The sequence below is a fragment of the Listeria sp. ILCC796 genome, from assembly GCF_900186175.1.
In the GTDB taxonomy this organism is placed as follows: Bacteria; Bacillota; Bacilli; order Lactobacillales; family Listeriaceae; genus Listeria; species Listeria goaensis.
This window is the reverse complement of record NZ_FYBV01000003.1, coordinates 49,056-75,987: the sequence shown is the minus strand read 5'-3', so window position 1 is coordinate 75,987 and position 26,932 is coordinate 49,056. Positions and strand designations below refer to the sequence as shown.

Sequence of the window (26,932 nt, the reverse complement as noted above, 5' to 3'; positions counted from 1 at the left end):
ATTTCGTTTATTTTTCTGCATCGATAACATCGGCGAAAAGTCCGTAAACATATTCGTTTGCATCAAAAGTCTTGAGGTCGTGAATGCCTTCGCCGAGTCCGACAAATTTAACGGGAATCTCCAGTTCATTTCGAATGGCAATGACGATACCACCTTTCGCGGTGCCGTCAAGTTTCGTGAGCACGATTCCAGATACGTCGGTTGCTTCCTTAAATTGCTTGGCTTGCACGAATGCATTTTGTCCGGTTGTAGCATCTAAGACGAGCAATACTTCATGCGGCGCGTTTGGAATTTCACGCGTGATGACACGCTTTACTTTTTCGAGCTCATTCATTAGGTTGACCTTATTCTGAAGTCGGCCTGCCGTGTCGCAAAGTAAAATATCGGCATTTTTCGCCTTAGCAGATTGTACCGCATCAAAAATCACTGCCGCTGGATCTCCGCCTTCAGCGTGTTTAATTATATCTACGCCTGCGCGTTCGCTCCAAACTTCAAGTTGGTCAATCGCGCCAGCACGAAAAGTATCACCCGCAGCAAGCACGACTTTTTTGCCTTCTTCTTTGTATTTATGCGCCAGCTTGCCAATTGTAGTTGTTTTCCCTACACCGTTCACCCCGACAAATAAAATAACCGTTAAGCCGTCACTTTGCACATTGACACGTGCATCAAACTCTTCCTCGCCTTCGTAAATCGCAACAAGCTTCTCAACGATGACCTCTTGCACTTCTTTTGGATCGCTAATATTGCGCAGTTTTACCTCATGTTTCAGTTGATCAACAAGCTCCATCACCGTTTCAAAACCAACGTCAGCACCAATTAAAACTTCTTCAATGTCTTCGAAAAAGTCATCGTCCACTTTACGGTAGCGCGCCATGATTTCATTTAATCTTCCTGAAAAACTTTTACGCGTTTTGCTTAAACCTTCTTTATATTTCTCGGTCGTTTCCTCGTTTTGACCGCTCATTTTTTCTTTTAATTTTTTGAAAAAAGTCATCGCATTGTTCTCCTTTATTTGATTAATTCTGCGGTTTCCTCTAGACGAACAGAAACTAGTTTCGAGACACCCGATTCTTGCATCGTCACGCCATAAAGGACGTCAGCCTCTTCCATCGTTCCTTTGCGGTGTGTGATAACAATAAATTGTGTGTCTGCTTCAAAATTTTTCAGATAGCGACTAAAGCGCGTCACGTTCGCCTCATCTAGTGCCGCCTCCACCTCGTCCAGAATACAAAACGGTACTGGACGAACGCGAATAATCGCGAATAATAAGGCAATCGCCGTTAGCGCACGTTCTCCCCCAGAGCGGAGCGATAAATTTTGTAACTTCTTGCCAGGAGGTTGCGCCACGATATCAATCCCCGTTGTTAGCAAATCTTCCGGGTTAAGAAGCACAAGTTCCGCGCGACCGCCGCCGAAAAGTTCAGGAAATGTAATGGCAAATTCATGTTTAATCGCCTCAAAACTTTCACCAAAACGTTTTTTCACTTCCTCGTCCATTTCGTCCATCACTTGGAACAGTGTTTCTTTCGCGTTTAATAAGTCTTCTTGCTGGCCTGTCAAGAATGTGTGACGCTCATTAATGCGGTCAAATTCTTCAATCGCGCCAATATTCACCACACCAAGTTCATCAATCGAGCGTTTCAAAAGCCGCACTTTGCTTCTAAGCGTTTCTATATCAAATGCTTCGATGCGCTTTTCTCTGGCCGCTTCTGGAGTCAACATGTAAGCCTCTTGCAAGCGCTCCGTGCGATTTCTGACGTCCACTTCCGCTTTCCCAATTTGAATTTCAGCTTTATTTTTTTGCTCTAAATAAAAACTCGCCTGATTATTCTTCTCCGCGATACGCGCCTCCAAATCAGCAATTTCCGCCTGAAGTTCCGCTTTTTCGCTGCTCAGCGTTTCAATTTGCTTGGCTACCGCTTCTTTTTGCGACCTCGTACGTTCGATTTGCTCACTAGCTTCCGTTTCGCTCGATAAGACGTTTGTTAAATTATCTTTTAGTGTCAACAATTTATTTTCGAGTTCTTCTTTTTGCAAGTAATTTTCATGAAGCGTTTCCTCGACACGACTCACGTCCGTTTTGGCCTGCTCAAACTCCGATTTCTGCACCGCAATTTTTGCTTTCAAATTGGAGAGCGTTTCCTCATCGGATTTCAGTTTGCTTTCGGCAACTTTACTTGCCTCTATCATCGTGGCGATTTCGGCGTCCATTTCGGTAATTTTTGTTTCAATAGTAGCATTTTTCTGTTCTAATTCGGCTTTTTTCGCCTTTAAGCGCGTTTCTTCATCTGCCGATTCTTGCGTTTCTAAATCGTATAAGGAAAGTTGCTGATTCAGGCGTTCTAGCGCTTCTTGTTCGCGCGTTCGCTTGCCTAAAAGTTCTTGTTCGCGAAGTCGTAAGTTTTCTCCAACTAAACGCGTTTCTTCTAGCTCGTCTTGTTTTTTGTGCAAACTTTCCTTTAAATTTTTAACAACCGTTTCTTTTTCGCGTGTTTCGGTTTCGAGCTCGGCAATGGTTTTCATGAGCGTTTCAAGCTCACTCTTGCGCGTGATAATCGATGATTTCCCTTGTTTCGTCGCCCCACCGGTCATTGAACCACCAGCGTTTACGACGTCACCATCAAGCGTGACGACGCGGTAGCGATAATTAACGAGCTTTGCAAGTTGCCCAGCGCCTTTTAAATCCTTCGCGAGAATTGTCGTTCCGAGTGCATTTAAAATGACCGGTTCAATTTTCGTGTCATAACTCACCACATCGCTCGCTAACGCAACGAAAGATGGTTGATTTTTAATCATATTTCGCGTCGCATCAGGTAAATGGCGCGGCTGAATCGTGGATAGCGGCAAAAAGGTGGCGCGCCCAGCGTGCGTTTTCTTTAAAAAGCCAATTCCAGCACGCGCCGCCGCATCATCTTCCGTCACAATATTTTGCGCACTCGCGGAAAGCGCGATTTCAAGCGCCTTTTGGTATTTTTCTGGGATTTCAACAAGCTCAATTAATGCGCCAATAATCCCCGGAAGTTCATGTTTCGCTTTTAAAACTTCACGCACGCCTTGGTAAAAGCCAGCATAATCGTCCGCGAGCTCCTCTAGCGTTTCCTTACGGGACTTCATTTGTTGCACTTTTTCATAATGGCGGTACAGATCACGTTCGCTCGTTTCAAAACGAGCATTTTGTTTCGAAAGGGTCGCTTTCACTTCCTGATAAATTTCGAGTTGCTCGTTTAACGCCTCTTTCAGCTCATCAAGCGCTTTGGTCGTTTCTTCTTCTGCCGCATTTAAATCCGTGCGCCCCGTCAAATGCTTCTTATTTTCATTTTCGAGCTTTTCTAACCGTATCGCCATTTGCGCAAATTCGCGGTCGATGTAGCCTAAATCGTTACGAATCGTTGTCTGTTCATATTTTAATTCAAATAAATCACTCTTGCGGCTTTCAATCGCCTCTTCCGAAACATCCGCGTATTGCGCCATTTTTTTCGTGATTGCGGCCTCTTCTTCCGTCATAACGCGAAAAGCCGTTTCCTTCGCAAGCAGCGCGTCAAGCAGCACTTGTTTCTCTAACTCAAGCGTCTCGATTTTACTCTGAATAAGCTCGAGCGTTTCCGCGTGAGCCAGCTCATTTTCATTCCCGTGCTTTTTACGCTCTAAAAATAAATTCCGCTCGCCCTCAAGCTGCTCCAACCGCTCCGTGCTCGTTAACAGCTCCGCCCGAATCACTTCGAGCGTTTCCTCCATTTTGCGCAAAGCATCTTTTCGTTCAAAAGCGCTTGTTTCTAGTTCGCTTGTTTCTTCTCGAAGTGCAATAAGCGCCGTCTGATTTTCCTGAAAATTTGTGCGCCACGAACTAAGCGTTTCCGTAATCGTCTCAATTTCCGAACTTAAAAGCGTGACTTCGAACTTTTCGAGTTCCTCCACTTGATACAAATAATCCTTGGCAATGGAAGCTTGCATTTCAAGTGGTTCCAGCTGCCCATCTAATTCGTATAAAATATCTTGCACGCGATTTAAATTTTCTTCCGTTTCAAACAATTTATTTTCCGCTTGTTTTTTGCGGTTTTTATATTTCAAAACACCAGCTGCCTCTTCAAAAATTGAACGGCGCTCTTCCGGCTTACTATTTAAAATTTCATCGATTTTCCCTTGCGAAATAATCGACATCGATTCTCGCCCAAGCCCAGAATCCATAAATAAGTCGACAATATCTTTTAAACGACAACTTTGTTTGTTAATCAAAAATTCGCTATCACCGTTTCGGTAAATCCGCCGCGTCACATAAACTTCGCTATACTCAAGCGGCAAAAAATGATCGTTGTTGTCTAAAACGAGGGAAACTTCCGCAAAATTGATTGGCTTACGGGTATCGCTACCCGCAAAAATAACATCGCCCATTCGACCGCCGCGAAGACTCTTCGCAGATTGCTCACCAAGAACCCAGCGAATCGCTTCCGTAATATTACTTTTTCCACTTCCGTTTGGCCCGACAACCGCCGTCATACCCGGTACAAAATCAATCGCCACTTTGTCCGCAAATGATTTAAAGCCATTCATTTCAAGTCGTTTTAAAAGCACGCAAGAATCCCCCTTCCTAGTCTACGCGCAAAACTTGCCGTATCGCATACTCTGCCGCATTTTGCTCTGCCTGTTTTTTTGTTCGCCCCGTCCCTTTCCCGAGGACTTGCCCGTTCACAACAACTTGCGCTTCAAACGCTTTGTTATGAGCTGGCCCTGTTTCGCCTAAAATATCATATTGAATAAGGACGTCGCGGTCCCGCTGCACAATTTCCTGCAACTGCGTTTTAAAATCAACCGTTTGCATATAAATGCCTGTATCGATTTTCGGAAAGACAAGCCGTTCTAAAAAGCGAATGACCGCCTGAATGCCGTTATCCAAATAAAGTGCGCCAATAAAGGACTCAAAAACGTCAGCGAGGAGCGCTGGTCTTGTTCTGCCTCCCGCTTTTTCTTCTCCTTTTCCTAAGCGAATGTATTTCGAAAAATGGACCATCTCGGCAAATTCAACGAGCGACGGCTCACACACGATTGCAGCGCGCATTTTCGTCATTTGTCCTTCTGCCATATCAGGGTATTTTTTAAATAAATAATCAGAAACAGTAAGTTCTAGCACGGCATCGCCTAGAAACTCAAGTCGCTCGTTATCTTGTAATTCTTCATGTCTATGTTCGTTCACATAAGAAGAGTGTGTAAATGCGGTTTGCAAAAGCGCCACATTCGCGAAGTCAAACCCCACACTTTCTTGTAATTCTTCCCATCTATTCATCAACTTGCTCCTCTCCAAATCTTTCTAGCGTCGTGACAAATTGTCATTCGTCTAGCTGTTCGGCGTTAAATTCACAAGTTCATTTTCTAAACAGCCTAAATTTAGCTGCTTAGAAAATGAACCTCAGTCGAAAAAGAGGCTGCCTAAAATCGTTTTGCTCGCGCCGAGGCCTGAACAAAGCGACTAAGACACCCTCATTTATCTCGTCACATTATTATGCATTTGCCTCTATGTACTTCACTGCGTCACCAACTGTAGCAATTTCAGCAGCGTCGTCATCAGAGATTTCAACTCCAAATTCGTCTTCAAGTTCCATTACAAGTTCAACAACGTCTAGGGAATCAGCACCTAGATCATCTTTGAAGGAAGCTTCTAAAGTTACTTTGGATTCTTCGACACCTAAACGGTCAACGATGATTTTTGTAACTTTTTCCAATACTTCTGCCATTATTACTTCACCTCCCTCCAAGTATTATAAAGTATTTCACGCGTGGCGTAAACTATTATTTTATCAGACTCCTGACAAAGTCATTAAATCCCTTACATGCTCATGCCGCCGTCGATAGAAAGCACTTGACCTGTAATGTAGCTAGACTCATCACTCGCCAAAAATTTCACCGCATTTGCGATATCTTTCGTTTTACCATACGCCCCGAGCGGAATTTGCGCAAGCATAAGCTCTTTTGTGTTTTCATCTAGTTCGTCGGTCATTTCAGTTTCGATAAAACCAGGTGCGACAGCGTTGACGTTAATACCCCGTGGCGCTAGTTCACGCGCAGTCGTTTTCGTCAAACCGATCATGCCCGCTTTACTTGCCACGTAGTTCGCTTGACCAGCGTTACCGATAATCCCAACGACAGAAGTCATGTTGATGATTTTCCCAGCGCGCTGCTTCATCATCGTCCGCGCAACTGCCTTCGTGCAAAGAAATGTCCCTTTTAAGTTGATGTTGATGACATCGTCCCATTCGTCTTCTTTCATACGCATTAGTAAATTATCGCGTGTAATTCCAGCGTTGTTGACCAAAATGTCAATACGACCGAAACGATTCGTGACTTCTTTAAAGAAAGCTTGCACTTCTTCTTCACTCGAAACATCAGCCTTCATCGCTTCCGCTTCCACGCCGAATTCACTCACTAAATCAAGTGTTTCCTTAGCCGCATCAGCGCGGCCGCCGTAGTTGAAGAAAATATTTGCGCCTTCTTTTGCAAGCGCCAAAACGATTTCGCGACCAATGCCACGTGAGCCACCTGTTACAACCGCAACTTTTCCTTTTAATGTCATGCTAAATCCCCCTTTAGTGCTTGCGCAACTTCTTGAATGCTCGCCGCGTCACCTGCCGCAAGAACCGTTACATCGCGATTGATTTTTTTGATCAAGCCAGAAACCACTTTTCCAGCGCCAATTTCAACAAAAGTATCCACGCCTTTTTCGATAAGCGCTTCAATTGTTTGCTCCCATTTAACTGGTGAGTAAATTTGTGCAACCAATTTTTCGTGCAAGTCTGCTTCATTTGTCGTAAAGGCCACATCAACATTATTTACTACGGGAATAAAGCCAGTTTTAAATGTCACTTGATCAAGAACTGCGCCGAATTTTTCGGCTGCTGGTTTCATAAGCGCCGAATGAAACGGCCCGCTTACAGCAAGTGGCAAGACGCGTTTCGCACCGCGCTCTTTAAGACGAGTGGACGCTTCTTCAATGCCCGCTGCCGTACCAGAAATAACAATTTGTCCAGGGCAATTATAGTTGGCGATTTGAACCGGCTCACTAATTTCAGCAAGCTCAGCCGAAATTGCATCTGCATCAAGACCAAGTACAGCCGCCATCGCACCTGCTCCGTTTGGAACGGCCGCTTCCATCAATTTGCCACGTTCATGTACTAAAAATGCCGCATCCGCTTCATCTAAAAAGCCCGCCGCAACTAGTGCGCTATATTCGCCAAGGCTGTGCCCAGCAACAAAATCAGCTTTCACACCATACGTTTCAAGCGCACGTAAAATCGCAACACTTGTTGAAACTAAAGCAGGTTGTGCATTTTCTGATTTTGTTAAACGTTCGATAGGTCCTTCTTGAATGATGTCCGTTAACGAAAACCCTAATTTTGCGTCCGCCGCGTCGTACACGTGTTTTGCTTCAGGATACGCCTCTCTAACGTCCATTCCCATACCTACTTTTTGTGACCCTTGTCCCGGAAATACAAATGCAATTTTACTCATGACTCGCTTCCTCCTAATTTCCCTTTATCAATTTCGGCTTTAATCGTACCAACCATATCTTTTTGTACCATGTCGCGCGCTTGGCGAATCGTTGTGAAAATCCCGTGCGCATTAGACGAGCCGTGCGCCTTAATAACTGGTGCTGAAACGCCGAATAAACACGCACCGCCGTATTCGCTATAATCCATTTTCGCTTTCAATTCGAGCAAGTCCTTTTTAAGTACGCCCGCAGCGAGTTTATTTTTAAATCCGTTCATCAAACTCATTTTTAGCATCGAGAAGAAAGCCGCACCAGTGCCTTCGAGGCTTTTTAAAACCATGTTGCCCGTGAAGCCGTCTGTTACAACGACATCCGCCACGTCCATGAGCAAATCACGTGACTCAATGTTGCCGATAAAGTTGTACGCCGTTTGTTCTTTCATGAGGGCGAACGCTTTTTTCGTCAGCTCGTTCCCTTTCGTTTCTTCCGTACCAATGTTTAACAGCCCAATACGCGGTCGTTCGATTTTCCGCACTTTTTCCGCATAAACCGAACCCATCAGCCCAAACTGCAACAAATGCTCAGGCTTCGCCTCCGAGTTCGCGCCAAGGTCAAGCATCACAAACCCTTTCCCACTTATTGTAGGTAAAGTGGGGGCTAGTGCTGGCCGGTCGATTCCCTTGATTCGTCCAATGACGAAAAGCCCAGTGGACATGAGCGCGCCTGTGTTCCCAGCTGAAATGCAAGCATCCGCTTGACCATCTTTCACAGCTTGTGCCGCAAGCACCATCGAAGAATTCTTCTTACGTTTGACCGCCCGCACTGGTTCATCATCACTTTCAATTTTTTCATCTGTATGTATAATCTCTACGCGCGTTTTATCCGTTAAAAATTCTAAAATTTGTTTTTCATCACCAAAAAGCAGAAACTCAAGATCTTTAAACTGGGCTACTGCTTGCATAACACCAAGAACAATTTCTTTTGGTGCATTGTCACCGCCCATTGCATCGATTGCTATTTTCATTATCGTCAGTCCTTTTTATTTTTTTCAGTGGCGTGATACATTTCAAACTTTCCTTTTAAAATAATTTCATCACCCACATAGCTTTTCACATCTACAATTGTGATGGATCTTTCGTTTGTTTGCGGCCTGACAGTTGCCTTCGCAATCACTCGCTCACCTTGTTTCACTTGGCGAACAAACCTAACCGTTGCTTGCGTTGTGAGCGCTAAGTCATTTGGAATGACCGCTGTTGCGAGCGAATTGGCTTGCGCGAACAAATGATGACCACGCGCAATTTGATTTCGTTTAAACACGTGTTCCGAGCTTACATCAAACAATGAAATGGCACTTTTACTTGGTTTAATGTCAATAATTTCGCCGATAACTTCTTCAAGCGGGATACTTTTCACAGAATCTGAGTAGTTTTCGCTAGCAACATGCTTGATGCGCTCGCGAAGTTCTGGGATAGAGAGCGCCACGCGGTCAAGACGGATAGTTTGCACACTCACATCAAATTCCGTAGCAAGTTCCTCATCCGTAATAAACGGGTTGGACGCTAACACGTCTTGCAACTTTGTTTGTCGCTCTTTCTTTGAATATTTTTTCATTCAGGCTACACATCCCTTTATTTTGTGATACTAATACCTGCTACTAAATTTTGAATAGACGAACGCACATTTTTCCTTCTGCCACCTTTTGAAAAACTCGTACGCTAATATGTTATAAAAAAAGCGCCTTACTTGCAAGTTTTTTCTATAAAACCTAATCGAGCTTTTGCTCAGAAAAAACGCCAAGTTCGTCTAAAATTTCGTTTAGTTTCTGGTATTCCGGGTTTTCGAGCATATTTTTTTCGGTCATTAAAACGAGTGCATCTGTGCGCGCTACTTCTAAAACGCGATAGTCGTGCACCATGTCTGCGACTTTAAATTCCGGAATGCCGCTTTGTTTCTTGCCAAAAAAGTCGCCTGGTCCGCGCAGTTCTAAGTCACGTTCGCTAAGTACGAAGCCGTCGTTCGTTTCGGTCATGATGGTCATGCGTTCTTTCCCGACTTCGGTTTTAGGATCGGCAAGCAGGATACAATACGACTGACTGCTACCGCGGCCGACCCGTCCGCGCAATTGGTGGAGTTGTGACAAGCCAAACCGATCTGCGTCGTAAATGACCATCATTGTCGCGTTGGGCACGTTTACGCCGACTTCGACAACCGTGGTGGACACGAGGCAATCGATTTTTTTATCATAAAAAGCACGCATGAGCGTCTCTTTGTCGGCCGGCAGAAGCTTTCCGTGCATGAGTCCTGGCGTATGACGACCGCGCCATTTATTTTGCAGTAAATTATAAAAATCGACTGCATTTTGCACATCTAGTTTTTCCGATTCCTCGATGAGCGGACAAATGACGTAGGCTTGATGTCCTTTTTCGATTTCTTTTTCGATAAAACCGATGACGCGTTCTAACATGTCATGTTTGACCCAAAACGTTTCAATATTTTTGCGCCCTGCTGGCAGTTCATCAATAATCGAAACGTCCATTTCGCCAAAAGCCGTAATCGCTAGCGTCCGCGGAATTGGGGTTGCCGTCATAAAGAGCACATCTGGATACTCGCCTTTTTCGCGGAGAATGCGCCGCTGATCCACGCCAAAGCGGTGCTGTTCATCAGTAATGACAAGGCCTAGGCGATGATAAATCACTTCGTCTTGAATAAGCGCATGCGTCCCGACTAAAATATCAATTTCACCCGTTTCGAGTAAAGCTAAGAGTTCCTTGCGCTTTTTGCCTTTCACACTACTCGTCAAAAGTCCGACCGTAATATCGAATGGCTGAAGCAACTCGACAAGCGAATCCGCATGTTGTTCGGCTAAAATTTCTGTTGGTACCATGAGCGCGCTCTGAAAGCCGCTTTTTGCCGCCGCAAACATCGCAATGCTTGCCACTACCGTTTTTCCAGAACCAACGTCCCCTTGCAGGAGGCGATTCATATGCAGATGCGATTTTAAATCCCCGCAAATCTCATTGACAACGCGTTTTTGAGCGTCGGTCAGCGGAAATGGCAGCGCGTCAATGTATGCACGCAATTCTTCGACATTGTAGTCAATCTGAATGCCACCAGAACGCTCGCGCTCAATTTTACGGAAATACTGCATCTTCAATTGGAAAAGTAGAAACTCTTCGTACACCATTCGGCGACGCGCCTGCTTCAAGTCGTCATCGTTTGTTGGAAAATGGAGTTTGGCAACCGCCTCGTAGCGACCGATTAATTGGTACTTGTCGAGCAATTCTTGCGGCAAGATTTCTTCAATGCCCTGCCCAAATAGCTCAAACGCATTTTTCAAATGTTTTTGAATGGTCTTGTTGCGCATATTGCCCTTTAGACGGTAGACGCCCTCCAAACTCTCTTCGGTAGATTTTTGGCCGCTTTGAAATTTGCTAGCCGTAATTTGCGCGCGATTTTTGTCCCATTTACCGGAAATTGTGACCGCATCTCCAAGCGTCACCTTGCTTTTTAAATAGGGCTGGTTAAAAAAGTCGACTTTTAAAATTTGACCGTCTGCCGATAAACGAAACGATAGCTTTGATTTTTTTCGACCATAAAAAGCGACGGTTGGTTCGGTTAAAACTTCGCCATAAACGGTGATGCGGCTTCCGTTCTCTACGACGGACAAATCCCGCATGCGATAGTCTTCGTATCGATACGGGAAGTTCCAAAGCAAATCATATATCGTTTGGATACCGAGTTCGCGAAACGTTTTCGCGGTTTCTTCACCAATGCCTTTTAGTTCTGTGAGTGGAATGCGCGAAAGCTTACTCACCGATTCCTTCTGGCGACAGGCCGAAGATTTTCGCTTGAATCATTCGACCGGTTGGGGTTGCCGCCAATCCTCCTTCTGCTGTTTCTCTTAAGCTGCTAGGCATTTGAAGACCAACGCGGTGCATCGCTTCGATGACTTCATCACACGGAATTCGGCTTTCAATTCCAGCAAGCGCCATATCGGCTGAAATAATCGCTTGTGAGGAACCTAGCGCATTGCGTTTGACGCAAGGTACTTCTACAAGGCCAGCAACTGGGTCACAAACAAGGCCGAGCATGTTCTTCATCGTCATGGCCATCGCATGGGCGGACTGCTCGGGCGTACCGCCTGCTGCTTCAACTACGGCCGCTGATGCCATCGCACTTGCCGAACCTACTTCTGCTTGACAGCCACCTGCCGCGCCGCTTATAAACGCATTGTTGGCAACGACGAAACCGAATGCGCCAGCGGTAAACAAAAAGTTCACCATTTGGTCGTGCGTTAAATTTAGGCGCTCCTTTACCGCGAATAAAACGCCTGGAACAACACCTGCGCTGCCAGCTGTGGGCGTTGCGCAGATAACTCCCATCGCCGCGTTCACCTCATTCGTCGCAATCGCTTTTGCTACAGAATCCAAAAGAACTTCTCCGGATAAAAACTGTCCTTTTTGGATATACTCTTTCATTAAGACGGCGTCACCGCCAGTTAAGCCTGTAGTGGATTGAACGCCCTTTTCACCTTCTAAAATGGCGTCTTCCATCACTTGAAGATTTTTTGCCATCGCCGAAGTGACTTCCGCACGGCTTAAGCCGGAAACGTTCATTTCGCGCTCAATCATAATTTCAGAAATCGGTTTCGCTTCCCGATTTGCTATGTCCACGAGTTCTTTCACTGTCCGGAACATCTTATCTAACTCCTTCCAAAAGACCTACAAAACGATACTTGCCACTTGGAAAATGCCGTCTAGTTTGGCGATTTCAAGCGTAAGTGATTCATCCACTTGTTGGTCCACTTCAATGACCATGAGCGCGTCATCGCCTTTTATTTTGCGTGACACTTTCATTGCGCCAATATTGACTTCATAATCCGCAATAATTTTCGTAACCGAGGCAATAATGCCGAATTTATCTTCATGTAGCACGAGCAGTGCTGGCGCAGTACCCGTAAACTCCAGTTCAAACTCATTAAGGCGAATGATTTCTACTTTTCCGCCGCCAATAGAGGCGCCTACGAGCGTCATCTGCTTCATCCCATTTTTCAACACAAGTTTAACGGTGTTAGGGTGGGGTGCTTCTTCTGTTTCTTCAATGAATTGAATGTGCATGCCCCACTCTTCAGCGAGTTTTGGCGACTCTTTCATGCGCGGGTCGTCCGGCAAGAATCCGAGAAGTCCGCCGATGAGCGCAACATCTGTGCCGTGTCCTTTATATGTTTTAGCAAACGAACCATAAAGATGAATTTCAACTTGGGCGGGCTGTTCACTAAAGACGCTTCTTGCGATGGCGCCAATGCGGCTCGCGCCTGCTGTGTGGGAGCTTGACGGGCCAATCATCACTGGGCCAATGACATCAAATACACTATTAAATTTCACGAGGCACCTCTTTTCTTTATTCTACTGAAAAAATATACGGGTAAACGGGCTGTCCGCCTTCATGGATTTCAAATTCTACATCGCTAAACTCTTCTGTGATGCGCGTTTCAATTTTGGCTGCATCTTCTTCTGATACACCTTCGCCTAAAATAAGCGTCACAATTTCGCTATCTTCATCTAGCATTAAACGAAGCGTTTCAACGGCCGTATCTTCCAGTCCAGCTTGACTAATTTTAATCGCACCTTCTACCATGCCGATATAATCACCCTTTTTAATGTCCACGCCTGACACGCTTGTATCACGAACGGCTGTCGTCACTTGGCCACTGGCAACATCTTGGATCGCCTCTTTCATCTGCCCAACATTTGTGCTGAAATCCGCATCAGCTTGGAAAGCGAGCATACTTGCTAGACCTTGCGGAATCGTTTTCGTAGGAATCACTTGCACATGCTCTTCGCCTAGCAATGCCGCCGCCTGATCCGCCGCCATTAAAATATTTTTATTGTTTGGCAAAACAAAAACTTGTTCAGCATTCGCCGCTTTAATTGCAGCCACGATATCCTCTGTGCTAGGGTTCATCGTTTGACCGCCTGAAAGTACATTTGCTGCCCCAAGGCTTTCAAAAAGGGCTTTCATGCCGTCACCTGCTGAAACCGTCACAATTCCAAACGGCGTTTTCGGTTTCACATCTTCATTTTTTCCGACAATCGCATCATGCTGCTCGCGCATATTCTCCACTTTCATTTTAATCAAGCTACCGAACTCTTGACCGTAATTAAACACATCGCCCGGATGCTCAGTGTGCACATGAACTTTTGCCACTTCATCATCTGAAACGACTAAAAGTGAATCGCCCATCGTACTCAAATGATTGCGGAATTCCTCTTCATTGAATGCTTTTTGTCCGGGTTTATTTTCATTAATGCGCACCATAATTTCCGTGCAATACCCGTAAGTAATATCCTCAGTGGACATGAAATCTTGCACGTGTTTATGGTGTTCAGCATTGACGAGTTCATTCATGGAAGCCATATAATTTGGCACCTCCATTTTTCCAGTTAGCGCACCGTAGAATCCTTCATAAATAATCATAAGCCCTTGGCCGCCGCTATCTACAACGCCTACTTCTTTTAAAACTGGCAATAAATTTGGCGTATTATCCAGTGCAATTTTGCCTTTTGCAATAATTTCCGCCAAGACCACTTCAATCGTAGCCTTTTCCTCCAAAGAAGCTTGTAAGCCAGCTTTTGCCGCCTCGCGCGCGACAGTTAAAATCGTTCCTTCGACCGGTTTCATAACAGCTTTATATGCGGTTTCAACGCCTTTTGCGAAGCCTCTTGCAAAGTCTTCTGGCGATAATGTTTCTTTATTTTCAACAGCTTTTGAAAACCCTCTAAAAAGTTGGGATAAAATAACGCCAGAATTTCCTCGCGCGCCCATCAAGAGTCCCTTCGCTAAATTAGCACTGACGGCTCCGGCATTAGTTTTGTCATTCGCCGAAACTTCCACTGCGCCACTTGTCATCGATAAATTCATATTGGTTCCAGTATCGCCGTCTGGGACAGGAAAAACATTTAAAGAATCAACAAAATCAGCATTTTTTGATAAATTTTCCGCTCCCATCGCAATCATTGTTGCCCATTTTTCTCCATCTAACTGATAAGTATTCAAGTTAAATAATCCTCCTTAGTCCTCATTTAGCACTTTAACACCCTGCACATAAATATTAACTGAATCAACAATTAAACCGAGTGTTTTTTCTAAAGTATATTTGACGCGATCTTGCACGTTATAGGCTACTTCTGAAATTTTCGTTCCAAAACGAACAATGATGTACATATCAATATGAAGGCTATCTTCTTCTTTTCTAACGATGACGCCTTTTGTATAGTTTTCTCTTCCTAAAATGTCTGTTAAGCCGTCGCGAATTTGGTGTCTGCTTGCCATGCCGACAATCCCAAAGTTTTCTTCTGCCGCCCCACCAGCAATTGTTGCAATAACTTCATCTGTAATATCTACTTTGCCGAGTTTTGTTTCTATTTCAAGTGACATTTTAACTCCTCCTCACACATTCTTTCACTTTCGTTCTACGTTTTTATCCGTTCGCATCTATTTTACTATAATCCATGAGTGATTGAAAGTATCTGTTTTTTCACCTTATTAATTTCAAGTCCTCCTGCTGTCAAGTAAAAAAACTTAGCACTAATTTCGCGCAAACACTTGCAAGAAACATCTAGGTATGATAAATTATTCTAGTGTATGAAATTAACAAAAGATGTTTTCTGTCTGTCTTGATATAAACGTCTTATGAGAACTTCTGGTAAGGAGGGGTTAAGTTATGGCAAAAGAATGCGTAATTACAGGTCGTAAATCTCGTTCTGGTAACCGTCGCTCGCATGCGATGAATTCAAGCAAACGTACTTGGAAAGCTAATCTTCAAAAGGTTCGTATCCTCGTAAATGGTAAACCGAAAAAAGTTTGGGTTTCTACTCGTGCGCTTAAATCTGGTAAAGTAGAACGCGTTTAATTGAAGCAAGATAAATGCAGCGATTCCATTCGGTGCATTTTTTCTTTTCTTTTTGTAAAACGCTTACAAAAAAAACACTGGTACATACATAAAAAATAAGCCTAAATTCAGTGAAACCCATTTTTAAAGATGGCGTTATGACTAAATTTCGACTTATTTCTTTTACAGAACAAATGTTAACTATGCCCAGACTCTTTTGGCAGATTATCACTTACTGATTTTGCGAGCACTCCGCAAATAATCATAAACATACCTGAAAAAATATGTAGGAAAATGAAGGCGGGAACGCCGCTTACAAACAAAATCGGAATGGCGATTTTGTATTTTTTTTGCCATAAAAAGCTGTATCCAACAACGAAACTCGCAAAAAAGATGATGCTTGCGATAAACATAAGCATGATTGGCACTTTTAAATCAGCCGAATAGTTTCCTGAGAAAACATTTTTTGCGGAGACGACTTCAATGTAAAAGCTAAACAAAATCGCGAGTCCTCCGAAAATAAGTGCTAAATTTCTTTTATTTTTCCAAAATGGCATTTTTACTCATCCTTACTTTGTGTCATTAATATCAAGCCGGTTTGAAACGAAAAAGCGGCTTTGGATTGGCTAAATTCATTGCTCGACAGCGCCCTACCAAACGGGAAATCGGCATTTTCTAACGGATATTTAAACCCTTTTAAAGTTAAACCGCTGACGTTTGACATGGTCGTAAAGGCTACATATTTTTTGTCCGCCTGTTTGACAAGCGTATACTCGCCAGGCGCATACATTTTCATGTAATTGTAGCGGTCAATCATTTCAACGAGCGGAATCGCATCAAAAAATTTTGGTTGTGCGAGCATCATTAAATTCGCCAGTAAATGGTCCATTCGGCCACCTGTCGCGCCGAAAATACGAATTAAGTTGGGCTCCATTGCAATTGCGGCTTCTAATCCGATTTCCGTATCGGTTTGATCTTTTTCAGCTGGAAAAACGCGTACGTCTGCTACTTTTGTTTTTAAGTCGGCAAGTTCCGCTTTCGTTAGCGAGTCGAAATCTCCTAAAGCTATTTCAAAGGGGATATTTAAATCGAGCAGGCGTTTTGCCCCACCATCGACGCCTAGCCAAGTGCTTTTTTCGTTCGTATAGGGTTTTAAATCGGGCAGTTCAGACGCAGGACCGCCGACCATAATGTTGACAATTTTCATCGTTTTCTTCCTTTCCAAAAAAGAAGCAATAGGTGTACTTAAGCCTATTGCTCCCCTTCTAGTTTCCAACGACAACGCGGAGATTATCCATTGGAATTTTACGATCTTTATTTCCATAAATGTAGCTTCCAGCAACGAAAACATTAGCGCCAGCATCTAAGCATGCTTTAGCTGTTTCACGATTAACGCCACCGTCCACTTCGATTTCAATATCGAGTCCTTTTTCATCAATCAACGCTTTAAACGCCGCGATTTTTTCTAGCACTTCTGGAATAAAGCTTTGCCCACCAAATCCCGGGTTGACGGTCATAAAGAGAACCATATCAAGCTCATTTAACACGTGGAAAAGCGTGTCAATGGGTGTTGCGGGATTCAGTACGGCAGCCGCTTTCACGTCGAATGAGCGAATGTGTTGGAGCGTGCGGTGCAAGTGCGTGCATGCTTCAACGTGGACAGAAATGTAATCGGCGCCAGCTTTTGCAAATTGCGGAATGTAGTTATCTGGGTTTTCAATCATTAAATGGACGTCAAGCGGCAATTTGGTGCGCGGTCTAATTGCTTTTACGACATCTGGACCAAACGTAATATTAGGAACAAAATGGCCGTCCATCACATCAATATGCAAATAATCGGCGCCTAAGCGTTCTACTTCGGCAATATCTTTTTCCAAATTCGCAAAGTCTGCGCTTAAAATTGAAGGTGCAATTTTTCCCATCATGAATACCTCGGCTTTCTATTTTTTAATTCCGTTAAAATTTGTAAGTAATGCTCATAACGAAAATCGGCAATTTCATCTTCTAAAACAGCTGTTTTCACCGCACAATTGGGTTCATTTTCATGTAAACAACCGCGAAATTTACAGCCAGAGCGCCGATCTTCAATTTCTGGAAAACAAAATTGTAAGTTTTCAGGCTCTAAATTATCCCATTCAATGGAACTAAATCCGGGTGTATCGGCGATAAAACCATCACCAATTGGCAAAAGCTCTACATGTCGTGTCGTATGCCGACCGCGGCCGAGAGAAGTTGAAATTTCCTCCGTCTGCAAAGTCAAATCAGGATTTAATTGATTTAAAAAGGTCGACTTACCAACACCCGATTGCCCCGCAATAACCGCGGTTTTTCCGTGAATCAAGTCCAAAATAGCAGCTTTATCAACATCGCTCCCAGTCAAAAATACCTCGTATCCAGCATTTTCATAAATATCGCGGTAGTTTTCAATGGCTTTTCTTTCTTCTTCTGTGGCTAAATCCATCTTACTGATGCCAATCACCGGACGAATATCTTCTTTTTCAATCGCAACTAGAAAGCGGTCGGTTAAATTGGTGGAGAAGTCCGGTTCCACTGCTGAGAAAATGAGGATAGCAATATCAATATTCGCAACAGGCGGACGAACTAATTCATTTTCACGAGGTAAAATATCTAAAATATAACCGTCCGTCTGATTATCCGCTTGAAAAGTGACGTCATCACCAACAAGAGGCGTTAGTTTTCGTTTTCGAAAGTTTCCTCTTGCTCTCGTTTGATAGACCGTACCTTCATGAAACACGTAGTAAAAACCACTTAACGCTTTAATAATTTGTCCTTCCAGTTTTACGACCTCCTTTAATTCGGATAATCTACCGTACCTTCATCAATAGTTTCATCATCACGCAAAATTTTATAGCTTCCTTTTGAACCTTCTTCAATTTCAAACGTAATCGTAACACTTGTATTTTCGGTAATATCTAGTTCGCGATACGGGGTTGACATCGAATGATTTTTATCATCAATATAAATTTTAACATGTTTTGGTTTCGGCGAGTCGCCGTCGCCGCCTGAACCTGCATCACCATACGGAATTTGAATCGTTTTTGTCACGCTTTTTACTGCTTTTTCTTTCGGTCCTTTGGAAATCACAACATTCACCGTTGATCCGGCGTTTATCGTCGTACCTGCGGCAGGTGACTGCGAAATCACTTGTCCTTTTTCAACCGTATCGCTGTTTTGTTCTGTTGTTTGGATCGTAATTCCGACCGAGGAAGCATAGTCATCGAGTGCTGTTTGATTATAGCCGCGTAAATCTTTTAATGTAATTGGTGCTTTACCGCGACTCACCGTTAGCTCAACATCTGTATCTTTCGCCACAACATCCGTTCCAGCAGCAGGACTTTGCGAGATTATCATCCCTGCTTCTACGGTATCGCTATATTCTTCTTTTTTCGAAACGGATTTAAAGCCCTGTTCTTTTAAAACTGTTTCCGTATCCTCATAGCTCCTACCAGAATAATCTTCCATCGTGACTTTTTTAGAGCCGATACTAACATAAAGTGTTATTTTAGCACCTTTTTCTTTCATTTCCCCAGCTTCAGGGTCGGTATTGATAACATCTCCATCTTTAACAGAATCGCTATTCTTTTCAATGGTTCTTCCAATCGTAAACCCTTCTTTTTGTAGCAAAGAAATGGCTTGTGATTCGGTTTTACCACTAACATCTGGCACTTCAAATTCTGTTGGATTTTTTCCGAGCAACCAAAGCGTTAAAATGATTCCTGCAAATAGCAAAATGACGCCAAAAACAATCCAGAAAATTTTCTTTTTCTTGCTCATTTTTTTCTTCGGCTTTTTCCCATCCGCGTCGCCTTCTTTGATTGCCTCTTCTTCTGCAAGCGGCGTTTGTGTGACGGTATCATCTAAGTTGCGCATCGCGTTTTTCGTCGCAATAATGGGAATCGTTTTTGTATCCCCGTCGTCCGTGTTCGGAATAAATTTAGGCTCGTTCAGGCGGTCTTCATTTAAACAAGTTTCTAAATCTTCTTCCATTTCTTCAGCAGACTGGTAGCGGGCAGCAGGATCTTTTGCCGTTGCTTTAATAATAATATTTTCCAAGCTTTGCGGGATAGCAGGATTCGTCTCTCGAACAGACGGAATGCTTCCCTGTAAATGTTTAATCGCAATGGATACAGCGGATTCCCCGTCATAAGGAACTTGTCCGCTTAGAAGCTCATAAAGCACAATTCCGAGCGAATAAATATCTGATTTTTGAGTCGCCATGCCGCCGCGCGCTTGCTCGGGAGATAAATAGTGCACAGAGCCGACAAGCGAATTGGTTTGCGTAATTGAGGTTTCCGAAAGCGCCATCGCAATTCCGAAATCCGTAATTTTCACAACTCCATCATGGTCGATTAAAATATTTTGCGGTTTAATATCACGGTGAATGATATGATATTTATGCGCTGCCGAAATGGCTGAAACAATTTGCTTCATAATTTCAACGGCTTCATCAAATGGAATCGGGTGTTTTTCTTGAATGTATTGTTTTAAATCCATGCCTTCCACGTATTCCATAACAATGTAGTGCAAATCATTTTCTTCACCGACATCATAGATGCCAACAATATTGGGGTGCACTAAACTTGTTGCTGACTGCGCCTCACGCTGGAAGCGACGAATCAAATTGCTTTCATCAGCTAAATCAATTCGCAAGATTTTCACTGCCACATCGCGGTCTAAAATCATATCGTGTGCTAAAAATACATTAGCCATTCCGCCGCCGCCAATTGGGCTTAAAATTTTATATCGTCCGCTTAGTCGTTTTCCAATCATCATGATGAGTCACCCCCTTTTCTTACGTTATCCCGTTTAAGTAGTAACACGGTAATATTATCTTCTCCGCCGTTTGCGTTTGCTTTCGTAATAAGCGAATCAGCTTTTTCAGCAAGTGTTCTTTTGCTGGTTAAAACTTGTCGCATTTCTGCCTCCGAAATCATGTTGCTTAGCCCATCTGAACAGAGTAGCAAAATATCTTCTGTTTGAAATGGTGTAATAAACGTATCCGTGTCAACAAAACCTTCCACGCCTAATGCGCGAAGTAAAATATTTTTGCGTGGATGATTTTCCGCGTCTTCTTTCGAAATTTCACCTTTGCGAAGAAGCTCGTTCACAAGTGAATGGTCTTCCGTAATTTGCACAAATTTCTCGCCTTGAAGCAAGTAACCGCGGCTGTCACCAACATTGGCAATGATGGCTTGACTTCGCGTGAAAATCGCAGCGACTAGCGTCGTGCCCATTCCTTTTAGCTCAGGTTCCTTTTCTGCTTCTGCGGTAATGACGCGATTGATTTTTTGAATCACAATGCGAAACCAGTCTTCCACATCATTCGCGTGTAAAAATTCTTCTGTTTCCTGCCAAGCTTCACTAAGAAGTTTAACGGCCATTTCTGAGGCAACATCACCGGCGCGATGACCGCCCATTCCATCTGCAACTATGACAATTGGATTCCCAGTTTTATTTTCAAAAACACCACCGTTATCTTCATTATGGTGTCTGATTCTTCCTCTGTCCGTTCTAAATTCAACTTGCATAGTTTCTCTCTCCAATCTTAAGGGCGCCGTTTGAAACTCGCAACATAAAATCCGTCGCTTCCAAAATCCGTCGGTAAAATTTGTAAGTCATTGCCCGTCTTTAAATGTTCTAACGATTTCGGGACAGTAACCGATTTCGCCTCAAACTCTGGATGCTTCTCCAGAAATTTCTGCACAACTTCGGCATTTTCTTCCCTGTCAATCGTACAAGTACTATACACTAATATACCATTTTCTTTAACAAGTTGGCTAACTTCATCTAAAATTGCGAGCTGAATTTCGCTAAGTCGCACAATATCATCAGGCTTTTTACTGTATTTAATATCTGGTTTTCGTTTTAGCACGCCAAACCCAGAACAAGGTGCGTCCACTAAAACGCGGTCAAAACTTTTTGTTTCGAATTCGCTTGTTGCACTTCTCGCATCTAAAGCGAGCGTTCGCACGTTTAATAAATTCAACCGACTAGCCGCACTCGCTACGAGTTTCGTTTTATGAGCGTGGATATCAAGCGCCATCACACTGCCAGTCCCGTTCATCTTCTCCGCAATATGCGTGGTTTTTCCCCCAGGAGCCGAACACGCATCTAAAACGTCCAAGTCGTCCGTAAGCTCGAGCGCATAGGCCACAATCATCGAACTTTCGTCTTGAATGGTACATTTTCCGGTTTTAAAAGCGTTCGTATTTGCGATGCTTCCTTTTTCAATCTCCAGGGCCTCTGGTATAATCTCCGACACTTTTGCAGAAATTCCTTGGTCCGCAAACTCTTTTACGAGTGACTTCGGATTGGTTTCAGTTACATTCACACGTACCGTTTGATTTGGCGGAACTAAAAAGGCCTCTCCAAGTTCAAGTGCGCGCTCGTACCCAAATTGTTTGATAAAACGTGCTGCAAGCCATTCTGGCAGGCTAACTTGAACGCTAAGTCGCGTCACGTCGTCTGAAATCGCATCAATGGCTGGTACGCCTCGGCGAATGATGTTGCGCAAAACGCCGTTCACAAATTTCGTTACGCCATCATGACCGCGCTTCCGCGCAATTTCACCAGCTTCGTGTAAAATCGCATGTTCGGGAATTTTATCCAAAAATTGCATTTGATAAACTGACAACCGCAGCAAATTTTGCACCCAATCTTCTGGCGTCTTTTTCAAAAACGGCTCAAGGAAAAAATCAAGCGTAATTTTCCGTTGAATTGTCCCGTAAACTAGTTCTGTCAAAAGCCCTCTATCCGCTACATTTAAATCTTGTTTTTTTAAAGCATCATTAATAAGTAAATGGCTATAAGAACCTTGATTTTCTACTTTTTCAATTAGTTCAAGCGCAATTTCACGAACTTCTTTTTTCATTTAATCACCAAACCTAACTTCCTTTGAAATATTTCGGAGCGTTCCTTGAATAAACGCATTCGCGTCCATTTTCGGCTTCCCAAAAGGTTGAACAATTTCTGGCACGACAAGATTGCCATCACCGCACACAATGCCAAATGTTGATTTTGTGAGCAGCACAAAACTTCCCGGCGAAAGATCAGTTTGCTCGCTAGATAGATGCGCCCGCCAAATTTTAAACGGCTTCCCTTCAAACGTCGTGTACGCAACTGGAAACGGCGAAAGCCCGCGAATATGGTTCCACACAACCCGCGCTTCTTTAGAAAAATCGAGTTTTTCCTGTTCGCGTGACACATTGCGTGCAAACGTAACCTTTTCCGGATTTTGCGGCACCGCGTTTATCTTCCCTGCCAAAAAGTCTGGTAACGTATCCATTAAAAGTGCCGCGCCAAGCACTGCTAATTTTTCAAACATCGTGCCCGTATCATCTTCGTCCGTAATTGGCATACTGCGCTGCGCAATCATATCGCCGGCGTCTAGTTTTTCCACCATGTACATAATCGTCACGCCCGTTTCCGCCTTCCCGTCCATGACCGCATAATGAATCGGCGCGCCGCCGCGGTACTCTGGAAGCAGTGAAGCATGCACATTAATCGCGCCCTTTTTAGGTAGCGCAAGCAAATTGTTCGGCAAAATCTGTCCATAAGCCGCTGTCACGAGCAAATCCACATCAAGCGCGAGTAAGGCGTCTAATTCTTCTGATGCACGCAATTTTTCAGGCTGGTAAACAGGAATGCCGAGTTCGTTTGCCGCAACCTTAACCGGTGGTGCCGTTAAAACGCGTTTTCGTCCGAGCACTCGGTCTGGCTGAGTTACGACGGCAACCACGTCATATTTTTCAGCTAAATTTTTCAAAACGGGCACCGCAAAATCTGGCGTCCCCATAAAAATAATTTTTTCCATTTTTTCACTCCTTACATCAGAACGTACGGCTCCACATCAATTGAAATCGCAAGTCCTTTCGCTTGTTCTTTTTGGTAGTGTTCAAGTAGCATCTTAAGCTCCTCTTTCAAAGCTGGTTCTTGTTTATATTTAATCATGCACTGGTAGCGATACTTATTTTTAATACGACTGATGGTACTTGGAACTGGCCCTAAAATAATCGAATCCCGCCCAAGCTTAGAGCGCAAGTAGCTCGCCATGTCTTGAATCGTTTTTATCACTTTCCGCTCGTCTTCGTGACTCACGTTAATAAGCGTCAGGAAGTAGAACGGCGGGTATTCTCCGCGGCGGCGCATCAACATTTCGTGACCGTAAAAGCCGTGGTAGTCATGCGTTTTCGCGTACTGAATGCTGTAATGTTCAGGGCTATAACTTTGCACAACCACTTCTCCGGGTAAAACATGCCGCCCAGCGCGTCCACTCACTTGCGTGAGCAACTGAAATGTTCTTTCGGCTGATCTAAAATCGGGTAAGAACAACATCGTGTCAGCATTTAAAACGCCGACAAGGGTAATGTTCGGAAAATCAAGCCCTTTGGCAATCATTTGCGTGCCAAGCAGAATATCAGCTTCGCCGTTTTGAAAGCGCGAGAGAAGCTTTTCGTGTGCCCCTTTTTTGCGCGTCGTATCCACGTCCATTCGAATGACGCGCGCCTCGGGAATTAATTTCGCAAGGCTTTCCTCCACTTTTTGCGTGCCCGTCCCGAAGTAACGAATGTGCTCGCTCTCGCATGATGGGCATTTCATTGGGACGCGCTCTTCGTGGCCGCAGTAGTGGCATTTCATTTTATGTGTCGCTTGATGGTAGGTAAGTGAAATATCACAATTGGGGCACTCCACCACATATCCACAGTCGCGACACATGACGAATGAGGCATATCCCCTTTTATTCAAAAGCAGGACGGTTTGCTCTTTTCGTTCGATTCGTTCTTTGATTTTTTCGAGCAGTGTGCGTGAAAATTCCGTGCGGTTTTCGCTACGTAGTTCTTCGCGCATGTCTACTACGTGCACTTCTGGCATTTCTTGTTTGTTGATTCGCGTTGGCAGCTCTAGCAAGCTGTAGACGTTTTTCGTTGCGCGCGCATAGGATTCGAGCGACGGCGTGGCGCTACCGAGTACAACTGGGCAGCCGTGACGTTTAGCCCGCCAAATGGCAACATCGCGCGCGTGGTAACGCGGATTATCTTCTTGCTTGTACGTCGCCTCGTGCTCCTCATCGATAATAATGAGTCCCAAATTTTCAAAGGGTGCAAACACGGCCGAACGCGCGCCAACAACGACTTTCGCTTCTTTCCGCTCAATTTTTCGCCATTCATCATATTTTTCACCGTGCGAAAGGGCGCTGTGCAAAACCGCCACCGCGTCGCCAAATCGACTTTTAAACCGCTCGACCATTTGCGGCGTCAAGGAAATTTCTGGAACGAGCACAATGGCTTCTTTTCCTTTTTGTAAAACTTCCGCAATGGATTGCAAATAAATTTCCGTCTTCCCGCTTCCTGTTACGCCGTGCAGCAAAAAAGTTTCTGGGCGTGCTTCATTTGCCGAAAGCAGAATCCGGTCGCAAGCCGTCTGTTGTTCCTCAGAAAGCGAGAGCGGCGTTGTCCGTTCAAACTCGCGACTCTCATAAGGGTCCCGGCTCACAATTTTGTCTGCAAGACTAAGCGCGCCCTGTTCAACTAGCTTATTAATGGCCTGTTGGCTCACACCAAGCTCTTCCTTCAGCTGCTTGACGGGCACAAATTCCGCATCGCTAGTTTCAAAAAACGCGAGCAATTTGGCCTGCGCTTTCGCATTTTTCGGCAAATCAGAACGCGCATCATGCAACTGACTTAGCGACAATTCACATTTAGCAACACGCATTTTTTTATTCGTCACTTTGTTTTTCACAGCATGCGCGAGTTCAATTTGGCCACTGCGCAAATATTTCTGTACGCTTTTTAAAATGCCACGCGCCTCTAGTTCTTTAAACGGCAACGTTTCATATCCTTCAAAAAGCCGTTCTAATTCGTCGTCTTCCGTATCAAGTCGTACCACGTATTTCTCATATTTAGCCCGAAGAGCAGCCGGCAACATCGCCTGATACACCGAAACGCGGAACGCGAGCGTTTCTTTCGCGAGCCAGTCGCCCAGTTCAAGCAGCTCCTCATTTAAAACTGGCAGCACGTCCATCACCGAGTCAATCGTTTTAAGTTTCGCAACATCTGCCGCCTCGCCTAGCTCAACAACAAAGCCTTGCACCTTCCGATTTCCAAATGGCACAGAAACCCGCGTCCCGACCATCACAAGGTCAACCAAATTTTCCGGCAAAACGTAATCAAACGGCCTGTCGACTTGCATCGCCGGAACATCTACAATCACTTTCGCAATTTGAATCATTCGTTCGGCTCCAATCGGTCCGCAATTCGCTTCACAATTTCTTTCGCCACTTCACTTTTGTCTAAAAGGGGGTAACTTTCTTCGCCGCCATTTGCCCCGTAAATCGTCACAATATTCGTATCGGTGCCAAACCCCGCACCCGCGTCTGTTATATCATTCGCCACAATAAAGTCAGCGTTTTTAGATTTTAATTTCTTAAGCGCATTTTCGCGCACATTTTCAGTCTCCGCCGCAAACCCAATAACCACTTGCGCGTCTGATTTCGTTTCACCAACGTCAGCCAAAATATCCTTCGTCCGCTTCATCTCAACCGTGAAGTCGCCCGGTTGCTTTTTAATTTTCTGCTCGCTCACCCGCTGCGGCGTATAGTCCGCAACTGCAGCCGTCATCACAAATGCATCTTGTTTCGCCTGGTTTTCCTTCACCGCCGCATACATCTCCTCAGCCGATTCCACGTATAAAACGTTCACGCCAGGTGGGACTAAACGCTCACGTGCACTCGTTACAAGTGTTACATTCGCTCCGGCGCGTTTTGCCGCCTCTGCGACAGCAAAGCCCATCTTCCCTGTTGAATGGTTCGTAAAGTAGCGGACGGGATCTAGTTTTTCGCGTGTCGCACCGGCTGTTACGAGCACGTTTTTCCCTAAAAGTATCGTTTCATCTTCTAAAAAAAACTCACGAATGCGCAGAACGATTTTTTCAGGCTCCTCAAGCCGCCCGCGGCCAACATAGCCACAAGCAAGGTACCCTTCTTCTGGCTCGATAAAGCGCACGCCGTCTGCATAAAGCTGGTTAATGTTTCGCACGACCGCCTTGTGCTGAATCATATGCACATTCATCGCTGGTGCCACCCAAACCGGAGCTTCTGTCGCAAGAAGCGTTGTCGTCACCATATCATCTGCTTGCCCGTTCGCCATTTTTGCAATAATATTCGCGGTTGCAGGCGCGACAATGACAAGGTCAGCCCAGTCCGCAAGATCAATATGCGCCACCACTTTCGAATTTTTTTCATCAAAAGTGTTTGTATAAACATCATTTCTGGATAAAACTTGAAAAGAAAGCGGAGGGACAAATTCCATCGCATGCTCCGTCATCATCACTTTCACATTCGCGCCTGCCTGCGTCAATTTACTTGTAAGGGCAACCGCCTTATAAACCGCAATGCCGCCTGATACCGCTAGTAAAATATTTTTTCCATTCACTTTGATTCACCTCAAGTCCACATAATCCTTTTTATTATAACATGTTTTGGCAAGGAAGATTACGCTTGCGTTTTTGAAAATAAAAGAGCGCCCCGCAATTACTTTTGGGCACTC

General features: G+C 44.4%; 24 protein-coding genes. 1 reads left to right on the top strand and 23 read right to left on the bottom strand.

Going from position 1 to position 26,932, the window contains the following annotated elements; genetic code table 11:
- Nucleotides 1–7 precede the first annotated feature (7 nt).
- From ftsY to CFS04_RS04925, 13 genes are all read right to left on the bottom strand, one after another.
- Entirely contained in the window at nt 8–994 is a 987-nt protein-coding gene (gene ftsY, locus CFS04_RS04985; RefSeq protein WP_208611162.1) for a signal recognition particle-docking protein FtsY, read from the bottom strand.
- A 14-nt stretch (nt 995–1,008) separates the two neighbouring features.
- Nucleotides 1,009–4,569 (bottom strand): chromosome segregation protein SMC, encoded by a 3,561-nt coding sequence (gene smc, locus CFS04_RS04980; RefSeq protein WP_088809523.1) that lies wholly within the window; start codon nt 4,567–4,569, stop codon nt 1,009–1,011.
- A gap of 16 nt (nt 4,570–4,585) precedes the next feature.
- Nucleotides 4,586–5,278 (bottom strand): ribonuclease III, encoded by a 693-nt coding sequence (gene rnc / locus CFS04_RS04975; RefSeq protein WP_088809522.1) that lies wholly within the window; start codon nt 5,276–5,278, stop codon nt 4,586–4,588.
- 214 nt (nt 5,279–5,492) lie between these two features.
- Nucleotides 5,493–5,726: an acyl carrier protein gene (locus tag CFS04_RS04970; RefSeq protein WP_007476458.1), complete on the bottom strand. Its 234-nt coding sequence runs from the start codon at nt 5,724–5,726 to the stop codon at nt 5,493–5,495.
- Between the two features lie 92 nt (nt 5,727–5,818).
- On the bottom strand, nt 5,819–6,562 hold the full coding sequence (fabG, locus tag CFS04_RS04965; protein WP_088809521.1) for a 3-oxoacyl-[acyl-carrier-protein] reductase: 744 nt from the start codon (nt 6,560–6,562) through the stop codon (nt 5,819–5,821).
- A complete protein-coding gene (fabD, locus tag CFS04_RS04960; protein WP_088809520.1) occupies nt 6,559–7,497 on the bottom strand; it encodes an ACP S-malonyltransferase in 939 nt (312 codons plus the stop codon). Before fabD ends, fabG begins: the two co-directional genes overlap by 4 nt.
- Nucleotides 7,494–8,501 (bottom strand): phosphate acyltransferase PlsX, encoded by a 1,008-nt coding sequence (plsX, locus tag CFS04_RS04955; RefSeq protein WP_088809519.1) that lies wholly within the window; start codon nt 8,499–8,501, stop codon nt 7,494–7,496. The genes fabD and plsX overlap by 4 nt, the downstream gene beginning before the upstream one ends.
- Nucleotides 8,502–8,506: 5 nt before the next feature.
- Entirely contained in the window at nt 8,507–9,088 is a 582-nt protein-coding gene (gene fapR, locus CFS04_RS04950) for a transcription factor FapR (RefSeq protein WP_088809518.1), read from the bottom strand.
- A 154-nt stretch (nt 9,089–9,242) separates the two neighbouring features.
- A complete protein-coding gene (gene recG, locus CFS04_RS04945; RefSeq protein WP_088809517.1) occupies nt 9,243–11,291 on the bottom strand; it encodes an ATP-dependent DNA helicase RecG in 2,049 nt (682 codons plus the stop codon).
- Entirely contained in the window at nt 11,284–12,174 is an 891-nt protein-coding gene (gene sdaAA, locus CFS04_RS04940) for an L-serine ammonia-lyase, iron-sulfur-dependent, subunit alpha (RefSeq protein ID WP_088809516.1), read from the bottom strand. Before sdaAA ends, recG begins: the two co-directional genes overlap by 8 nt.
- 24 nt (nt 12,175–12,198) lie before the next feature.
- Complete coding sequence (gene sdaAB, locus CFS04_RS04935) at nt 12,199–12,861, bottom strand: L-serine ammonia-lyase, iron-sulfur-dependent subunit beta (RefSeq protein WP_088809515.1); 663 nt, start codon at nt 12,859–12,861, stop codon at nt 12,199–12,201.
- Between the two features lie 16 nt (nt 12,862–12,877).
- The gene (locus CFS04_RS04930) at nt 12,878–14,533 is read right to left on the bottom strand and encodes a DAK2 domain-containing protein (protein ID WP_088809514.1); all 1,656 of its coding nucleotides are present in this window, start codon (nt 14,531–14,533) and stop codon (nt 12,878–12,880) included.
- A 15-nt stretch (nt 14,534–14,548) separates the two neighbouring features.
- A complete protein-coding gene (locus CFS04_RS04925) occupies nt 14,549–14,914 on the bottom strand; it encodes an Asp23/Gls24 family envelope stress response protein (protein WP_088809513.1) in 366 nt (121 codons plus the stop codon).
- Between the two features lie 286 nt (nt 14,915–15,200).
- Here CFS04_RS04925 and rpmB point away from each other — a divergent pair, with 286 nt between their 5' ends.
- Nucleotides 15,201–15,389, top strand: a complete 189-nt coding sequence (gene rpmB, locus CFS04_RS04920) for a 50S ribosomal protein L28 (RefSeq protein WP_036096174.1) — start codon at nt 15,201–15,203, stop codon at nt 15,387–15,389.
- A 176-nt stretch (nt 15,390–15,565) separates the two neighbouring features.
- Here rpmB and CFS04_RS04915 read toward each other — a convergent pair whose 3' ends face one another.
- The 10 genes from CFS04_RS04915 to coaBC are packed head-to-tail and all read right to left on the bottom strand — an operon-like array spanning nt 15,566 to nt 26,818.
- The gene (locus tag CFS04_RS04915) at nt 15,566–15,925 is read right to left on the bottom strand and encodes a hypothetical protein (protein ID WP_088809512.1); all 360 of its coding nucleotides are present in this window, start codon (nt 15,923–15,925) and stop codon (nt 15,566–15,568) included.
- A gap of 2 nt (nt 15,926–15,927) precedes the next feature.
- On the bottom strand, nt 15,928–16,575 hold the full coding sequence (locus CFS04_RS04910; RefSeq protein WP_088809511.1) for a thiamine diphosphokinase: 648 nt from the start codon (nt 16,573–16,575) through the stop codon (nt 15,928–15,930).
- Between the two features lie 58 nt (nt 16,576–16,633).
- Nucleotides 16,634–17,290 carry a ribulose-phosphate 3-epimerase gene (rpe, locus tag CFS04_RS04905; protein ID WP_088809510.1) on the bottom strand — a complete coding sequence of 219 codons (657 nt, stop codon included), beginning with the start codon at nt 17,288–17,290 and terminating at the stop codon, nt 16,634–16,636.
- Nucleotides 17,290–18,165: a ribosome small subunit-dependent GTPase A gene (gene rsgA, locus CFS04_RS04900; RefSeq protein ID WP_088809509.1), complete on the bottom strand. Its 876-nt coding sequence runs from the start codon at nt 18,163–18,165 to the stop codon at nt 17,290–17,292. Before rsgA ends, rpe begins: the two co-directional genes overlap by 1 nt.
- A 14-nt stretch (nt 18,166–18,179) precedes the next feature.
- Nucleotides 18,180–20,162: a Stk1 family PASTA domain-containing Ser/Thr kinase gene (pknB, locus tag CFS04_RS04895; protein ID WP_088809508.1), complete on the bottom strand. Its 1,983-nt coding sequence runs from the start codon at nt 20,160–20,162 to the stop codon at nt 18,180–18,182.
- The gene (locus CFS04_RS04890) at nt 20,159–20,917 is read right to left on the bottom strand and encodes a Stp1/IreP family PP2C-type Ser/Thr phosphatase (protein ID WP_088809507.1); all 759 of its coding nucleotides are present in this window, start codon (nt 20,915–20,917) and stop codon (nt 20,159–20,161) included. The genes pknB and CFS04_RS04890 overlap by 4 nt, the downstream gene beginning before the upstream one ends.
- A 17-nt stretch (nt 20,918–20,934) precedes the next feature.
- Entirely contained in the window at nt 20,935–22,260 is a 1,326-nt protein-coding gene (rsmB, locus tag CFS04_RS04885; protein ID WP_088809506.1) for a 16S rRNA (cytosine(967)-C(5))-methyltransferase RsmB, read from the bottom strand.
- Nucleotides 22,261–23,202, bottom strand: coding sequence for a methionyl-tRNA formyltransferase (gene fmt / locus CFS04_RS04880; protein WP_088809505.1), 942 nt, complete (start codon nt 23,200–23,202; stop codon nt 22,261–22,263).
- Nucleotides 23,203–23,213: 11 nt separating this feature from the next.
- Nucleotides 23,214–25,616, bottom strand: a complete 2,403-nt coding sequence (priA, locus tag CFS04_RS04875) for a primosomal protein N' (protein WP_088809504.1) — start codon at nt 25,614–25,616, stop codon at nt 23,214–23,216.
- Nucleotides 25,613–26,818: a bifunctional phosphopantothenoylcysteine decarboxylase/phosphopantothenate--cysteine ligase CoaBC gene (gene coaBC, locus CFS04_RS04870; RefSeq protein WP_088809503.1), complete on the bottom strand. Its 1,206-nt coding sequence runs from the start codon at nt 26,816–26,818 to the stop codon at nt 25,613–25,615. The genes priA and coaBC overlap by 4 nt, the downstream gene beginning before the upstream one ends.
- Nucleotides 26,819–26,932: the final 114 nt, after the last annotated feature.

What these genes read in the sequence shown, in the direction of transcription:
- ftsY (WP_208611162.1), bottom strand. Translation starts at nt 994, where the DNA reads ATGACTTTTTTCAAAAAATTAAAAGAAAAAATGAGCGGTCAAAACGAG.
- rnc (WP_088809522.1), bottom strand. Translation starts at nt 5,278, where the DNA reads ATGAATAGATGGGAAGAATTACAAGAAAGTGTGGGGTTTGACTTCGCG.
- CFS04_RS04970 (WP_007476458.1), bottom strand. Translation starts at nt 5,726, where the DNA reads ATGGCAGAAGTATTGGAAAAAGTTACAAAAATCATCGTTGACCGTTTA.
- fabG (WP_088809521.1), bottom strand. Translation starts at nt 6,562, where the DNA reads ATGACATTAAAAGGAAAAGTTGCGGTTGTAACAGGTGGCTCACGTGGC.
- fabD (WP_088809520.1), bottom strand. Translation starts at nt 7,497, where the DNA reads ATGAGTAAAATTGCATTTGTATTTCCGGGACAAGGGTCACAAAAAGTA.
- plsX (WP_088809519.1), bottom strand. Translation starts at nt 8,501, where the DNA reads ATGAAAATAGCAATCGATGCAATGGGCGGTGACAATGCACCAAAAGAA.
- fapR (WP_088809518.1), bottom strand. Translation starts at nt 9,088, where the DNA reads ATGAAAAAATATTCAAAGAAAGAGCGACAAACAAAGTTGCAAGACGTG.
- sdaAA (WP_088809516.1), bottom strand. Translation starts at nt 12,174, where the DNA reads ATGTTCCGGACAGTGAAAGAACTCGTGGACATAGCAAATCGGGAAGCG.
- CFS04_RS04925 (WP_088809513.1), bottom strand. Translation starts at nt 14,914, where the DNA reads ATGTCACTTGAAATAGAAACAAAACTCGGCAAAGTAGATATTACAGAT.
- rpmB (WP_036096174.1), top strand. Translation starts at nt 15,201, where the DNA reads ATGGCAAAAGAATGCGTAATTACAGGTCGTAAATCTCGTTCTGGTAAC.
- CFS04_RS04915 (WP_088809512.1), bottom strand. Translation starts at nt 15,925, where the DNA reads ATGCCATTTTGGAAAAATAAAAGAAATTTAGCACTTATTTTCGGAGGA.
- CFS04_RS04910 (WP_088809511.1), bottom strand. Translation starts at nt 16,575, where the DNA reads ATGAAAATTGTCAACATTATGGTCGGCGGTCCTGCGTCTGAACTGCCC.
- rpe (WP_088809510.1), bottom strand. Translation starts at nt 17,290, where the DNA reads ATGGGAAAAATTGCACCTTCAATTTTAAGCGCAGACTTTGCGAATTTG.
- pknB (WP_088809508.1), bottom strand. Translation starts at nt 20,162, where the DNA reads ATGATGATTGGAAAACGACTAAGCGGACGATATAAAATTTTAAGCCCA.
- CFS04_RS04890 (WP_088809507.1), bottom strand. Translation starts at nt 20,917, where the DNA reads ATGCAAGTTGAATTTAGAACGGACAGAGGAAGAATCAGACACCATAAT.
- rsmB (WP_088809506.1), bottom strand. Translation starts at nt 22,260, where the DNA reads ATGAAAAAAGAAGTTCGTGAAATTGCGCTTGAACTAATTGAAAAAGTA.
- fmt (WP_088809505.1), bottom strand. Translation starts at nt 23,202, where the DNA reads ATGGAAAAAATTATTTTTATGGGGACGCCAGATTTTGCGGTGCCCGTT.
- priA (WP_088809504.1), bottom strand. Translation starts at nt 25,616, where the DNA reads ATGATTCAAATTGCGAAAGTGATTGTAGATGTTCCGGCGATGCAAGTC.